Source organism: Paenibacillus sp. SER-28, assembly GCF_052906305.1.
Genome location: NZ_JBRECM010000002.1, coordinates 496,823 through 510,953 on the forward strand (window position 1 = coordinate 496,823; position 14,131 = coordinate 510,953).

Annotated in this window: 11 protein-coding genes; 3 read left to right on the top strand and 8 right to left on the bottom strand. The window is 48.6% G+C overall.

The genetic code is table 11. The features are described 5' to 3' along the window. Window positions 1-168: 168 nt before the first annotated feature. The 3 genes from ACUYLD_RS07725 to hydG all read left to right on the top strand — a co-directional run bounded on the left by ACUYLD_RS07725 (window position 169) and on the right by hydG (window position 4,556). Entirely contained in the window at window positions 169-1,785 is a 1,617-nt protein-coding gene (locus ACUYLD_RS07725; protein WP_322159832.1) for an alkaline phosphatase, read from the top strand. 250 nt (window positions 1,786-2,035) lie between these two features. Next, window positions 2,036-3,094, top strand: coding sequence for a [FeFe] hydrogenase H-cluster radical SAM maturase HydE (hydE, locus tag ACUYLD_RS07730; protein WP_223822128.1), 1,059 nt, complete (start codon window positions 2,036-2,038; stop codon window positions 3,092-3,094). Between the two features lie 49 nt (window positions 3,095-3,143). Then, the gene (gene hydG / locus ACUYLD_RS07735; protein WP_013310651.1) at window positions 3,144-4,556 is read left to right on the top strand and encodes a [FeFe] hydrogenase H-cluster radical SAM maturase HydG; all 1,413 of its coding nucleotides are present in this window, start codon (window positions 3,144-3,146) and stop codon (window positions 4,554-4,556) included. Window positions 4,557-4,703: 147 nt separating this feature from the next. On the opposite strand, the gene hydF is transcribed toward hydG, so the two are convergent. The 8 genes from hydF to ACUYLD_RS07775 form a co-directional block, all read right to left on the bottom strand. After that, window positions 4,704-5,957: a [FeFe] hydrogenase H-cluster maturation GTPase HydF gene (gene hydF, locus ACUYLD_RS07740; RefSeq protein ID WP_250268689.1), complete on the bottom strand. Its 1,254-nt coding sequence runs from the start codon at window positions 5,955-5,957 to the stop codon at window positions 4,704-4,706. Then, window positions 5,944-7,392, bottom strand: coding sequence for an aspartate ammonia-lyase (locus tag ACUYLD_RS07745; protein WP_446674717.1), 1,449 nt, complete (start codon window positions 7,390-7,392; stop codon window positions 5,944-5,946). Before ACUYLD_RS07745 ends, hydF begins: the two co-directional genes overlap by 14 nt. Then, window positions 7,389-7,979 (bottom strand): 4Fe-4S dicluster domain-containing protein, encoded by a 591-nt coding sequence (locus ACUYLD_RS07750; protein ID WP_013310648.1) that lies wholly within the window; start codon window positions 7,977-7,979, stop codon window positions 7,389-7,391. The genes ACUYLD_RS07745 and ACUYLD_RS07750 overlap by 4 nt, the downstream gene beginning before the upstream one ends. A 65-nt stretch (window positions 7,980-8,044) precedes the next feature. Beyond that, a complete protein-coding gene (locus tag ACUYLD_RS07755) occupies window positions 8,045-9,550 on the bottom strand; it encodes a [FeFe] hydrogenase, group A (protein ID WP_250261134.1) in 1,506 nt (501 codons plus the stop codon). 32 nt (window positions 9,551-9,582) lie between these two features. Then, window positions 9,583-10,233: a 4Fe-4S dicluster domain-containing protein gene (locus tag ACUYLD_RS07760; RefSeq protein WP_446674718.1), complete on the bottom strand. Its 651-nt coding sequence runs from the start codon at window positions 10,231-10,233 to the stop codon at window positions 9,583-9,585. Continuing rightward, complete coding sequence (gene fdhF / locus ACUYLD_RS07765; RefSeq protein WP_235309618.1) at window positions 10,230-12,392, bottom strand: formate dehydrogenase subunit alpha; 2,163 nt, start codon at window positions 12,390-12,392, stop codon at window positions 10,230-10,232. The genes ACUYLD_RS07760 and fdhF overlap by 4 nt, the downstream gene beginning before the upstream one ends. Window positions 12,393-12,519: 127 nt before the next feature. Then, complete coding sequence (locus ACUYLD_RS07770) at window positions 12,520-13,002, bottom strand: DUF2294 domain-containing protein (protein ID WP_250261135.1); 483 nt, start codon at window positions 13,000-13,002, stop codon at window positions 12,520-12,522. 578 nt (window positions 13,003-13,580) lie between these two features. Beyond that, window positions 13,581-14,006 (bottom strand): MaoC family dehydratase, encoded by a 426-nt coding sequence (locus ACUYLD_RS07775; RefSeq protein WP_061831770.1) that lies wholly within the window; start codon window positions 14,004-14,006, stop codon window positions 13,581-13,583. Window positions 14,007-14,131 lie beyond the last annotated feature (125 nt).

Genomic DNA, 14,131 nt, shown 5'->3' on the forward strand with positions numbered 1-14,131 from the left:
AATTCCCAATCTTAACGAATCCCATGTGTCACAAGTTTTATATAGATGAAGCGTTTTTATACAAATAGAGTCTTTTAATACAGATAAGCAATTCATTTAACATTCTCCTGATAAAACGTGATTAATCTTAGTTCTGGTTGTACAAAAAAGTGTCTGGGAGGAAAATGAATGCTAAAATGTTGGGGGATACATACGAAAAAATCGGTGGCTGCACTCGTAGCGACTATGATGCTAGCAGTAAGCGGTGGGACGGCGATGGCAGTCGAAAAGGACACGTCGATTAAAAACGTAATTATTTTGATTCCAGACGGTATGGCTAATGACGCCACTGCACTGGCTAGATGGTACAAAGGCTCCTCCTTAACGTTAGACAGCATGGCAAGCGGCATGGTGCGTACGCATTCTGCGGATGCTCCAATTGCCGATTCTGCTCCAGCGGGTACTGCTTTTGCCACAGGACATAAATCACATACTGGGTATGTAGGTGTCCTTCCTGATGAAGCGACAATGCCTGGACAACAACCCATTGCAGCGGGTGACGCCAAAAAGCCTGTAGCTTCCATTCTTGAGGCTTCCAAGCTGGCAGGAAAATCGACCGGAATTATTGCGACTTCCGAGATTATGCATGCGACACCAGCTGATTTTACCGCACATTATCCTGATCGTAAAAATTATGATGCACTCAGCATGCAGCAAGCCTACAACGGGGTTGACGTAGTGTTAGGTGGAGGCGGCAAGTTTTTGGAGGCAGCAGGGCGTAAAGATGGCCAAGATTTGGTAGCCCAAATTAAAGACCAGGGTTATGACTTTGTCACGACACCTGAAGGGTTGAAAAAATCGACCTCCAGCAAGCTCTGGGGCAGCTTTTCTCCCGAAGCCCTTGCGTATAACCTGGATCGCGATGCATCCAAGGAACCTAGTCTGGCGGAAATGACATCGAAAGCAATTGATGTGTTGTCCAAAAACGATAAAGGCTTCTTCTTAATGGTAGAAGGCAGTAAAGTGGATTGGGCCGCCCATGCAAATGATCCAACTGGAATTATCAGTGACGTGCTTTCATTTGACGATGCAGTGAAAGTTGCTGTGGATTACGCCAAACAAAACCAAAATACAGTCGTCGTAGCAGTGACAGACCACGGAAATGGTGGATTGACGATTGGTAGCAGCGATACAACTAGCAATTATGATAAAACACCTTTAGCTTCTTTTATAGACCCGCTGAAAAAAGCGAAGCTGACGGGTGAAGGCTTGGAAGCCAAGCTGAATGCAGATCGCAGCAATATTAAAGAAGTGCTTTCCACATATTTTGGCATCACCGATTTGACAGACGAAGAAGTAAAAACCATTAAAGATGCCAAAGAAGGCAGCATGAACTATGCTGTCGGACCGATCATTAGCAAACGTGCGAATATTGGCTGGACTACAGGCGGACATACAGGAGGCGATGTCGTGTTGTACACGTATGCGCCGAACGGAGACCGTCCAACCGGTGTAATCGACAATACAGATGTCAATAAATATATGACACGTGTGCTTGGACTGGATTTGGATACGGTCAGCAAGCAGCTGTTTGTTCCTGCAAAAGCCGCTTTTGAAGCTAAAGAAGCCAAGTTTACTGCGGATACGAAAGTCATTACAGTGACCAAAGGCAGTAACAAGCTGGAGCTTCCAGTATACAAAAATATAGCTACGCTGAATGGCAAAAATACCAAGCTCAACGGTGTAGTTGTATTTAACGGCGTTGATTATTTTGTACCCCAGCAGGCGATTGATTTGATTCAGTAGTAGGCAGAACCATCGACAAGGGCTGTTTCTTCCTTTAGAGGAAGAGACAGCTTTTTTGTGTGTTGATATAAATGTGTATTTTTTGGGGCAGAAGTTGGAGGCGGTTTTTATAAGATGGGATTTTTTGTGAAACTAATCACGTTACAACCTCTCCGATATTGCTAGAATAATACATGTACGGTACAAGCCGCTGATGATGTGAAGTCCGGATGGACGAGGGAAGAAGGGATGAGTCACGGACGAATTATTACTGCGTCTAGCTGACGGCAAGGAATGGACGCATACGGAAATGATGGAGCTGCTGACACGTCTGGATGATGAGCCGACGCTGCGGGCTCAACTGAGACACCTGGCAGCTCGCACCAAATTGGAGCGCTATGGAAAAGGTGTTTTTTTACGGGGATTAATTGAATTTTCCAGTATATGTCGTCAGGACTGCATGTACTGTGGGCTGCGCGCTTCGAATAAACAGGCAGATCGTTACCGTTTGCAGCCAGAAGAAATTCTGGCCTGTTGTGCGGAGGGGTATGAACTCGGTTATCGGACTTTTGTGCTGCAAAGTGGGGAAGATTACTGGTTTACAGCAGCCCGGCTGACGAAATTGATTCGGGAAATTAAAAGCCGTTTTGCGGATGTGGCGGTTACACTGTCCATCGGTGAACGGGATGATGAAACTTATGAGCAATTATACGAGGCTGGCGCCGACCGTTTTTTGCTGCGGCATGAGACAGCTTCTCCCCATTTGTACGCCAAACTGCATCCGACGATGACGATGGAAAGCAGGCGCAGCCGTCTGCTGGCTTTGCAACGAATCGGTTTTCAGATCGGGGCCGGATGTATGGTGGGGTTACCAGGACAAACGAATAGTGAATTAGCAGACGATTTGGTCTATCTACACAGCCTGTCACCAGATATGATCGGGATTGGTCCCTTTTTACCGCATAGCAACACGCCGCTTCGGGATGCCAGTCAGGGGAGTATGGAAAAGGCACTCGATATTATTTCGTTATCCCGATTGGTCGTTCCAGATGCACTTATTCCGGCGTCTACGGCAATGGGAACGATTCATCCCCAAGGCAGGGAGAAGGCGCTTCAGGCGGGAGCGAATGTGGTGATGCCCAATTTGTCGCCACTGGCGGTGAGACCTAAGTACGCGATTTATGAGAATAAAATATGTTTGGGCGATGAGTCTGCCCAATGTCGACATTGCCTGGAACTGCGGATTCGCGGAGCGGGATTTGAAGTCGATATGGGGCGCGGCGATAGTTTGAGGGTGCAACGACAGCTTATGAGACAGGAAACTTTGTGAGGCCATATCGGAAACATTGCAGTAACCATAAATAAGGAGATGGGTATACGTGAGTGGAGTACGAGAGAAAGTGTCGGCGGATTTTATTAATGAAGCAGAGATTATGGCGGCAGTGGAGCAGGGGAAACAAGAGGCAACAGATCGACACCGTATTTTAGAAATTTTAGAAAAGGGGAGAGCCTGCCGGGGACTGAGTGCGAGTGAAGCGGCGGCTCTTTTGCATGTGGATGATCCTGAATTATTGGAAGAGATGTTCAAATCTTCGAGAGCAGTCAAAGAACAAATTTATGGCAACCGGATTGTGCTGTTCGCCCCTTTATATGTAAGCAACCACTGCGTGAATAACTGTGAATATTGTGGTTATAAACATACCAATGACAGCTTTACTCGTAGCCGTCTGACACCGGAGGAATTGGTGGAGGAGGTTAGAGTGCTTCAAGAACTGGGACACAAGCGGCTCGTGCTGGAAGCGGGGGAAGACCCAGTCCATTGTCCCATTGACTATATCGTCGATTGTCTGCGTCAGATCTATGAGGTCAAGGTAGATAACGGCAGCATACGGCGGATCAATGTGAATATTGCATCCACAACCGAGGAGGACTATCGGAAGCTGGCAGAGGTAGGCATTGGTACGTATATTTTATTTCAGGAAACGTATCATCGGGAAAGCTATCGTAAATTCCACCTACAGGGACCAAAGCGGGACTTTGATTGGCACACCACCGCAATGGACAGAGCCATGCGTGCGGGTATAGATGATGTGGGGATCGGTGTGTTGTACGGCTTGTATGATTTCCGCTATGAGACCGTAGCGATGCTGAAACATGCCGAACACTTGGAAGAAGCCTTTGGCTGTGGCCCTCATACGGTTTCAGTTCCACGATTGCGTCCGGCTGAAAATGTAGATCTGGAGCGATATCCGTACCTGGTCAACGATGAGGATTTTATGAAAATTGTATCCGTTCTTCGACTGGCTGTCCCTTATGCTGGTATGATCCTGTCCACTCGCGAGGAGCCGGAATATAGAGACCGCGTCATTGGTCTAGGCGTGTCGCAGATTAGTGCAGGTTCAGCTACAGGTGTAGGGGCATATGCAAAACAGGAAACTGATGATAAGCCTCAATTTGAGGTGGGGGATCATCGCTCACCATCGGAAATTATTAAAAGTTTGTGCCGTGGCGGATATATGCCGAGCTACTGCACAGCTTGCTACCGTGAGGGGCGAACAGGAGATCGTTTCATGGAGCTTGCCAAATCAGGACAAATTCATAATGTTTGCCAGCCAAATTCGCTGCTGACCTTCCAAGAATATCTGCTGGATTATGGGGATGAGGAGGCGCGTGAACTGGGAGCTGCCGCTCTGCGAGAGAATCTGGAGCGTATACCACGTGAATCGACGCGCCGTTTGACGCTTGACAGACTGGAACGACTGGAAGCAGGCGAACGTGATTTGTATTTTTAACAATTTATATTATTCGTAATATCATTTCACGCTATGAAAATTCTCATGATTTATAATAGAACTTGAAAATGAAAAGCAGTCGCGTTGGAATCAGCGCGACTGCTTTTGTGTGTCTGGAAAAAAATATTAATGATGAGATGAGGTCTTTTAGGAATAACTGCCGGCTTCTACAGCTTGCTCCCATGCCAGCATAGCAGATGGGAAGCATTCAATAGCACGGGGAAAGACCCCCTGTACATAAGCGATGAAAATACCATAGTTCACAATCGGCACCCCGGCAGCTTTTGTTTCCGACATTCGATGAAGCATCGTACGCCGATTGAGCATGCATGCACCGCAATGAATAACCAGTGCGTATTCGCTCAGATCATCAGGGAAGCTGGAGCCGGATGCATGCTCGATGATGAGACGTTTGCCTATCGTTTGGCGGAGCCAGCGGGGAATTTTCACTCGACCAATATCGTCAGATTGGCATTGGTGAGTGCAGGCTTCGGCAATGAGTACACGGTCTCCATCCTTGAGGCGATCAATGGCTCTTGCACCTCGTACCAGTTCGTCCAGATCGCCTTTATGACGGGCAAACAGGATGGAAAAAGAGGTAAGAGGCACATCCTTGGGCGTGTCGGCCGCTACTTTCATAAAAACCTGTGAATCGGTAATGACCAAGCGAGGCTTGCGTCCCAATCTCTCCAGCGTCAATCGTAGTTCATGTTCTTTGGTCACTACAGCGATGGCATCACTCTCTAGTGTATCGCGGATTGTTTGCTGCTGTGGCAGGATCAATCGGCCTTTTGGTGCAGCTTTGTCGATGGGAACGACCAGCACAACAACATCGCCGGGTGACAACAGGTCACCGACGATACGGAAACGATCCTCGTTTTGAGGGAGCGTATTAGTAATAGCCTTTTTCAGTTCCGTGTCTCCCCAAAGCAAAGATGCACTGAAAGGAATCAGGGTGAGATCCAGTTCAGTTGCCAGCTTTGTAGCCGTTTTATCTGATTCAGTAAGGGTATCTATTTTATTCAATACCCCAATAACAGGAATCTTTTTGGTGCGGAGCTTTTCGAGTAGCTCATGCTCGAATGGTCCGACACCAACGGTGGCGTCGATAACGAGCAGGGCTAAGTCTGTACTATTAAGTATTTCGAGCGTTTTGTTGCGGCGCAGCTCCCCGATCTCACCCTCATCGTCCAGTCCGGCGGTATCCACCAGAACAATGGGACCCGCTGGGAGCAGCTCCATTGGTTTGAAAACGGGGTCCGTGGTCGTTCCTCCTACAGGAGATACCACAGCGACGGGCTGACCAGTCAGGGTGTTCAGAATGCTGGATTTGCCTGCGTTGCGGCGACCGAGCAGGACGATATGTGGTCGATTGCTACGAGGGGTATCATTCATTCCCATGGTGAGTTCCTTCTTCCTGTCCCGGAATTCCGGGCTTGGTTACTGTATAGGGATGGCATAATTGGTCAATCCGCGAACGGGTCAGTAGGCCGCGATCTTCTACAATATCCTCTGGCGCGCGACCTTGCGCAATGGCTGCAGATGCAATAGAGGCAGCTTCATCATAGCCAAGCTCCGCGACCAGCGCAGAAGCCATCACGGCTGAGTTACGCAGATTTGTAGTACAGCGTTCCTCACGCACGATCAGGCCGCGCACACATCGCTCTTCGAATAGTCGAACCGCGCTGTTCAGAATATGTAGCGATTCCAGCAGCGATTCGGCAATCAGCGGCAGGAATGCGTTTAGCTCCAACTGACCGGAGGCAGCGGCCATAGTGATAGCCGCATCTTCGGCTATCACACGCATGGCTGTGAGTCCTGCCATTTCAGCTATTACCGGATTGACCTTGCCAGGCATAATAGAGGATCCCGCCTGAACTGGAGGCAGCGTGTATTCGCCAAAACCACCGAAAGGACCAGAGGCCAGTAGGCGAAAATCGCCAGATATTTTGTACAGATTCACGGCGGCTGATTTGAGTAGACCGGACACCTCCACAAAGACATCCATATTTTGAATCGGGTCCATTGGGTGGTCACTGCGACTCAGTCCAAAGCCAGTCTCATCCGCCAGCTTTTCGACCATCCGATAGCTGTATGCGTGGGGTGCGTTCATACCTGTGCCAATCGCCGTGCCCCCAATAGGGATTTCCCGCAGCCGCTCTTCAGCTTTATAGAGACGCCAGCGGTCGCGCGCTATAGCCTTTGCGTAGGCACCAAAGCCCTGCCCGGCCATCATGGGCAGAGCATCCATTAGCTGAGTGCGTCCTAGCTTGAGCAAGTCGGCATATTCTGTTTCTTTGTGCTGTAAAGCATCCTGTAACGAAGACATCGTGTCACATAAAGGCCGAAGCAGCCGTATCGCTGCAATTCGTAGCGCTGTCGGATAGACATCATTCGTCGACTGGCAGCAGTTCACATCATCCAGCGGATGTAAAATCTCATACTGCCCTGGTCTGCCTCCCAGCTGTACGATGGCCAAATTAGCAATGACCTCATTTACATTCATATGGGTACTGGTGCCTGCGCCGCCTTGCATGGCATCCACGGTAAACATATGTTGATGCCTCCCGGCGAGTATTTCGTCGCAGGCATTTACAATGGCAGAGGCCCGTTGGGCAGGAAGCCGTTTCTGCTCACCATTTACTTGAGCGGCTACTTTTTTTACCAACACAAGAGCGTGAATCAGGTTTTTGTTCACAGGCCTGCCACTGACCGCAAAATTGTTCATCGCGCGTGCGGTGTGAATGCCGTAAAAGGCATCTGCGGGAATTTCCATCTCTCCTAGCGCATCCCGCTCGGTTCGCGTATTTGTAGGCAGAGGGAAACCTTCGGTCATAGACCCGTTGCCGGAATGCGTGTCATATGCAGTAGCTGACGTGCACTTGCAGCGCGTTTTTCCTCTACCCGGGCATGAACCAGATCTGGCTCGACCAGCTTGAGGGCTTGTGTTGGACATTTACCAATGCAGGCTGGGCCGCCGTCGACACCTTCGCATAAATCACATTTGCTAGCAATCATGCGTTCTTTGGGTTGCAAACGTCCTGACATATTGGTATACAATCCGTCCTGCACTACAGGCTGCCCGTTTCGATACTCGGGTACCATGGTAATCGCGCCGTAAGGGCACGCGATCATGCAGGTTTTACAGCCAATGCAGCTTTCACTATTAATGAGAATGCAGCCATCTGCATTCGTAATGGAGCCGTTCGGACAAGCGTTGGCGCATGGGGCATCCTCACAGTGACGACACTGAACGGGTGCAGTGACTCCAAATGATTTGATAACCTTCAGACGAGGGTGAAAATGAAACTCATCATCCGGCGAGATAAAAGGGTTCTCCGCTGAATGTGCGATGACACATGCGATTTCACAGGTACGACAGCCGATACACTGATCGGGATCAGCTAAAACAAAACGGTTCATACAATTCGACTCCTCTCTAACTAACGACAAATATAATGTATACAGCATAAAAATAACTTAACGTATTAATGAATGGAGTAACCCGTATCCCCTTTGGTGGAAATAGTGCTACTGCGGCTTTGCTTGCCGGGCCCCCGTTGTTGGAAGGTCGTGTGCAGCAGATGATGCGATACATGACCCAGCGGCTCACCTAGAAATTCATCATAAAGTTTGATGATGTGAGGGTTCTCATGCGATTTTCGTACCTGGTGTGCAGCATCATGTCCATAGATGGAGGATTTACGTGCCCGATAAGCTTCAATTCGATGCTTTTCTAACATGAGCTTGGGTTGTCCCCCTCCGCTGATACATCCAGCAGGGCAGCCCATCACCTCAATAAAATGATAATCACATTCGCCCGCCTGGACACGATCCAATAGCTGATAGGCATGTTGTAGCCCGGCGACGACCGCTACCTTGAGCTGGAGCTTGCCTACCTGAACCTCAGCTACTCGAATGCCTTCCTCACCACGAACAAAATCGAGTTGGAGCTTCGGTAGTTTTTCATTTGTCAGCAGCTCGTAACCTGTACGGATGGCAGCTTCCATGACTCCTCCGGTGACTCCAAAAATGGAGCCTGCACCTGAATATTGTCCTAACGGTGAATCGAATTCTTCATCAGGCAGGTTCGCAAAATCAATTCCACGCTGCTTGATCCAGTATGCAAGTTCACGCGTGGTCAGTACCTCATCCACATCACGGTAACCGTCAGATTCCATTTCGGGACGATCGCACTCAAATTGTTTACAGGTACATGGCATGATGGCAACGCTGTATATATTCGCAGGTTCCACCTCGTCTAGTTGTGCGCCATAAGATTTGATTAGCGCTCCTAACATTTGCATCGGAGATTTGCAGCTGGATAGATGGTCTAGCAGATCGGGATATTCTATTTCTGCAAATCGGACCCATGCTGGACAGCAGGATGTGAACATAGGTAAGGGACCGCCTTCGGTCACGCGACGAATCAATTCAGTGCCTTCCTCCATGATGGTCACGTCAGCTCCAAAGTTGGTGTCGTATACTCGATCGAAGCCAAGGCGGCGCAAAGCAGCAGCCATTTTCCCAGGCGTCAAGGTGCCGAACGGCATTCCGAATTCCTCCGCGAGTGAAACACGAATGGCAGGAGCACATTGGACGATCCGAAACTGTCCAGGTTTGGTCATCATATCGGCTACCTTATTCAAGTTGTAGCTATAATAGGCAGCGAATAGCGGCTCTCTGATGTCGGCAGGCATATCGCGTTCTTGGATACGTTCCAGCCGTCTAGCGGCGCCTTCCTGTGGAGATGAACCTGCCCAGTCAGATGCGTATACGCTGCATATTTGTACACATTGACCGCAAATAACACATCGGTCTGCATTAACGGTTTGCGGTTCTCCGGGCAGTCCCTCTATGGCATCTACTGGACAAACCCCAGCACAACGTCTGCATCCCGTGCAGAGCGTAGGGTCAATATGAATGACAGGGTCTGTGCAATCAGTCGTCTTCATACAAGGAGGTGAAGAGATCTTGTCTATTGTGGTTGACATGTTTTTCTACCTTTCTGCGGCTGATTTTGACCTTATAGGCGTGGGAAAAAGACTTCCCGCCGAGGCTCTGGAGGTGAGTCGGATATACCTTTGGCCAGCCGTAGGACATGATTCGAGCAGGCCTCTACACATGCAGGCTGTCCGTTCTCTGTTTCCGCGCACAGATCGCATTTGCTTGCCGCGGTGCGGGGAAGGGCGACTCGATTTGCACGGTGAGTCAGGCCGGACTGCGTTACAACGTGTCCGGCCCGGTAGACCGGAGACACCTCAATCGCCCCGAAAGGGCAGGCCAAAACACAGGAGGTACAGCCGATACATCGTTCCTCATCTATCATGACGACGCCGTCCTCCTGACGAATGGCCTGTACCGGACAGGCATGTGCGCAGGGTGCATTTTCGCAATGCCGGCATTGCACCGGCACATACATATCCCCTGTACGTACAACATACACCTTGGGTACAACAGGTACGCTGACGGTTCCGACCGAAGCTCCTATACCGTTAGCCTGACTGTGAACGGCGAAGCACGCCAGTTCACAGGCTTTGCAGCCGATGCACTGCCCGGCGTCTGCGACTACAAAAGAAGAAGCAACAGCGCTTGTTCTACTGGCTGCTCCCATTCTACTCGTCGAAGCTGACCGGTTATCTGTCGGACGGTGCATCATATTCCCTGTGCCGCTCATCTCGTCACCTTATCAGCCAAAACAGCTTCCTGGACGTTCATCTGTCTGCGAATCCGTTGGTACGATTCGTGTACATCACGTTCGGCCTGCACTTGGTCGGCGATCCGTTCCAGACGGATGGCACAGTATTTTAATTCCGGGGTTTTGGATACCGGATCGAGAAAATCAGCGGTCAGCTCGTTACATGCTCCAACCCACCAGTGATAGGTCATGTAAGTCGCACCTTGTTGCACACGGTCACTGATTTGTGCCCGTGCCATGATGCGTCCCCGACGGGAGGATATGGCAACAATTTCGCCATCCAGAATATTCAGATCTGCTCCGTCTTCTGGGCTAATCTGAATAAAGCCAGGCTCATCAGACAACTGGCGCAGCGCGCGGCAATTGCCAGTCATGGTACGCACGGAATAGTGACCTACCTCACGGACTGTGGACAAGACAAGCGGGTATTTTGCATCCGGTTGTTCTTGTGGCGGACGCCATTCGCAGGCGAATAATCTGCCTTTGCCACTAGGTGTCGAGAATTGATTTCCCTTATACAAATACGGTGTACCTGGATGATCCTCGGTAGGGCAAGGCCATTGAACGCCGCCTTGCTGCTCCATTTTTTGGTAGCTGGCACCCGAGAATAATGGGCTGAGGCTGCGCATTTCATCCCAAATTTCCTCTGTGTTTGCATAGGACATAGGGTAGCCCATGGCGGTAGCAACCTCGCTAATAATGGCCCAGTCTGGCTTAACATCACCCTGTGGCTCAACGGCTTTACGGATGCGCTGAAAGCCCCGATCTGCCGAAGAATATACACCGTCATGCTCGCCCCAAGCAGTAGAAGGGAGGATGACATCGGCGTGTAGCGCTGTTTTGTTCATGAAAATATCCTGAACCACGACAAATTCCAACTGGTCTAGGGCTTCACGCAACTCGGCAGCGTTCGGATCACTTTGTACAGGGTCCTCTCCGAAAATGTAATAAGCTTTCAGCTTGTTCTCCTTCAGGATGAGGTGCGGTACCTCTGTAAGTGGATAGCCTTTTTTACGCGGCAGCTCAACACCCCATGCTTTTTCAAACTTTTTGCGGACTGTGTTGTCTGTTACATCCTGATAGCCAGGATACACATTCGGCAAAGCGCCCATATCGCAGGAACCCTGCACATTGTTTTGTCCCCGCACTGGTCCGATACCCACATTCGGCTTGCCCAGATTTCCCGTCAACAGTGCAAGGGAAGCGAGCCCCTTTACCACATCAACGGCCTGTGAAAATTGACATACGCCCATTCCGTACAAAATTGTAGCGGTAGGTGCCTTTGCATATTCCCTCATAGCCGCCCGGATATCGGCCGCCTTGACCCCCGTAATGCCTTCCGCATATTCGGGAGTATATTTTTTAATGCTGTCTACGTATTCGGCAAAGCCTTCTGTGTTTGCTTCCACATATCGTTTGTCGTACAGTCCTTCATGCACAAGTACATGACCAAAAGCGTTCACCAAAGCCATGTTTGAACCGCCCTTTAGGGGTAGCCACATATTCGAAATACGAGCTGTTTCGGTCATGCGCGGATCGCATACAATAATCTTGGCGCCTCTTTGCTTGGCAGCTACAATGCGTCTTGCGACGATCGGATGTGTTTCGGGTGCATTATATCCAAACACGAAAATGAGATCAGAGTGTTCAATTTCAGGAATAGAGTTGGACATAGCTCCATCACCGAGCGAGTAAGTCAAACCTGCCACAGAAGGGCCGTGGCATACACGAGCGCAATGGTCGATATTGTTCGTGCCAATGACCGCCCGCATGAACTTTTGCATGACATAATTGGCTTCATTTCCCGGACCGCGTGCGGAGCCCGTTCCCATAATGGAGTCGGGTCCGTATTTTTCCTTAATTGCTGACAGCCGTTCGGCAGTATATTGAATGGCTTCCTTCCACTCCACTTCCTCCATAACTCCATTTTTGCGAATCATGGGCTTGCGCAAGCGTGCAGTCAGAATTTGTGGGTCATTCAAAAAATCCCATCCATAGTGTCCTTTCAGACACAACGTTCCTTCATTCGTACGACCACCAGCCGGCTCTGCGCCAATTACCTGTCCTTTTTCCACCAGCAAATGAAGCTGACAACCGCTCCCGCAGTAGGGACATACGGTCAATACCTTGTCTGCCATAAGTGCAGCACCTCTTTTATATGAAATAGATGAAACTCGTAACATAAAAAAAGCCAATACAAAAATGCCGCTTTACGCTGCATCCTGTACTGGCTTATCCGCGAGCGAGGAGGCAAGCTCCTTCCCGCTAATCCAACCGGTGTATGTGTTGTAGTTCTAGAGTAATGATAATGTGTCCGTCTCCATGGACGGAGGGGCAGACCTCCCAAGTATAAGTGAAGGGACTGCCGAGTGTTTTTTCGGCTTCGTTCATAAACTCCTTTTCCAGATAGGGACGAAGGACATTCCAATATTCCCTGACCTTGTCCTCGGCCCCTTCATGAACGAGAATTTCGGACAAATTAGACAATGTACCTCGAATTTCTACCGTAATCCGGAGCGGCGAATCCAGTGAAACCTTGACGTTGTCCGGTCCTTTTCCACGGTAGTGCTTGACAATACATACGGCCAACTTCCTGATGCGCTCACGGTATTCCAATTCGGTATTCAACATCTGGACACTCCGCTTCGAATCAAAATAAAGGCGTACTTGCCGCGCATGCCAGACAGCCTGTGCAGCTGGTTTTAGAACAAAACGTAACCGTCCCGACCCAAGTGGTCTGCCCAGCACGGCGTATCACCCTTCTATGGTAGAACAGGTTGACCCGGAAAGATGTGAAATTCATTACACTGAACCAAAAATTTACATAGATTAGACCGCTTTTGAAGTAGCTATACCTCTATGGTTTGTATGATGCTTCTCATTCCGTCGTGTTGTTTGTACAGCTCCAATACAAAAGCAGTTGAATGACATACTATGGGCTGAGATTAGTAAATGGCATTCTCAAAGCCCTCTTTACTGAAATAGCTCAGTGCGAATCTCAGAGATTTATAGTAAATTATTCATTTATATGATTTGCAATATCAATTTATTATTACATGGGACGGAAATGCTAGTCGAACTCCAGAAGGCATAGATATGTTATCCAAAATGGTGGTAAGGTACGGGTTCAAGATGTAGAATCTATGCGATAATCAGTTTGTAGAAGGGCAATGTCAAGGTCGCCAAATGAAGACTTAGTAGGAATTACTGCAACGTGTGGCTGAACATGAAGCCGCAAGTCAAGCCACGTTAGAATAAAGAGAAGAGGTCCGTGCTAAAATGCATGGACCTCTTCAAACCTGTAATAATTGATTTTTTATGAAACTTTACTGTTTAACCAGAACGGATAAATCGCCTTCAAAAACTTGCTTCTCTTTCTTGTTGAAAGTCGACAGCAATACAGTAACGAGTCCTGTTCCATTCCTCATCTCTTTTACTCCAATCACTTCAACAATGGTGTACAATTCGTCGCCTGGATATACTGGTTTAATAAATTTAATATTATTCATAGCAGTTCCAGCAATAACCTCATCACCGTAACTGCCTGTTTCAACCCAAAGCTTAAAAGAAACAGCTAATGTTTGAATTCCTGAAGCGATAATTCCATTAAATCTACCTTGTAATGCTTTCTCTTCATCTAAATGCATATATTGCGGGTCAAACTCCCTTGCAAATCTGGTAATATCCTCTTTAGTTAATTTTAAAGACTTGGTTTTAAATACTTGTCCGATATAAAATTCATGAAACCGCATTATTACACCTCTTGATTAAATTATTTGCTTATTTATAGAGTAGCATAATATCACCAATAAAGTTAAACTGCCCGTTAGCTTAATGACGTATTGTCCGTCTACAACTTTATATTCACCGAACAATA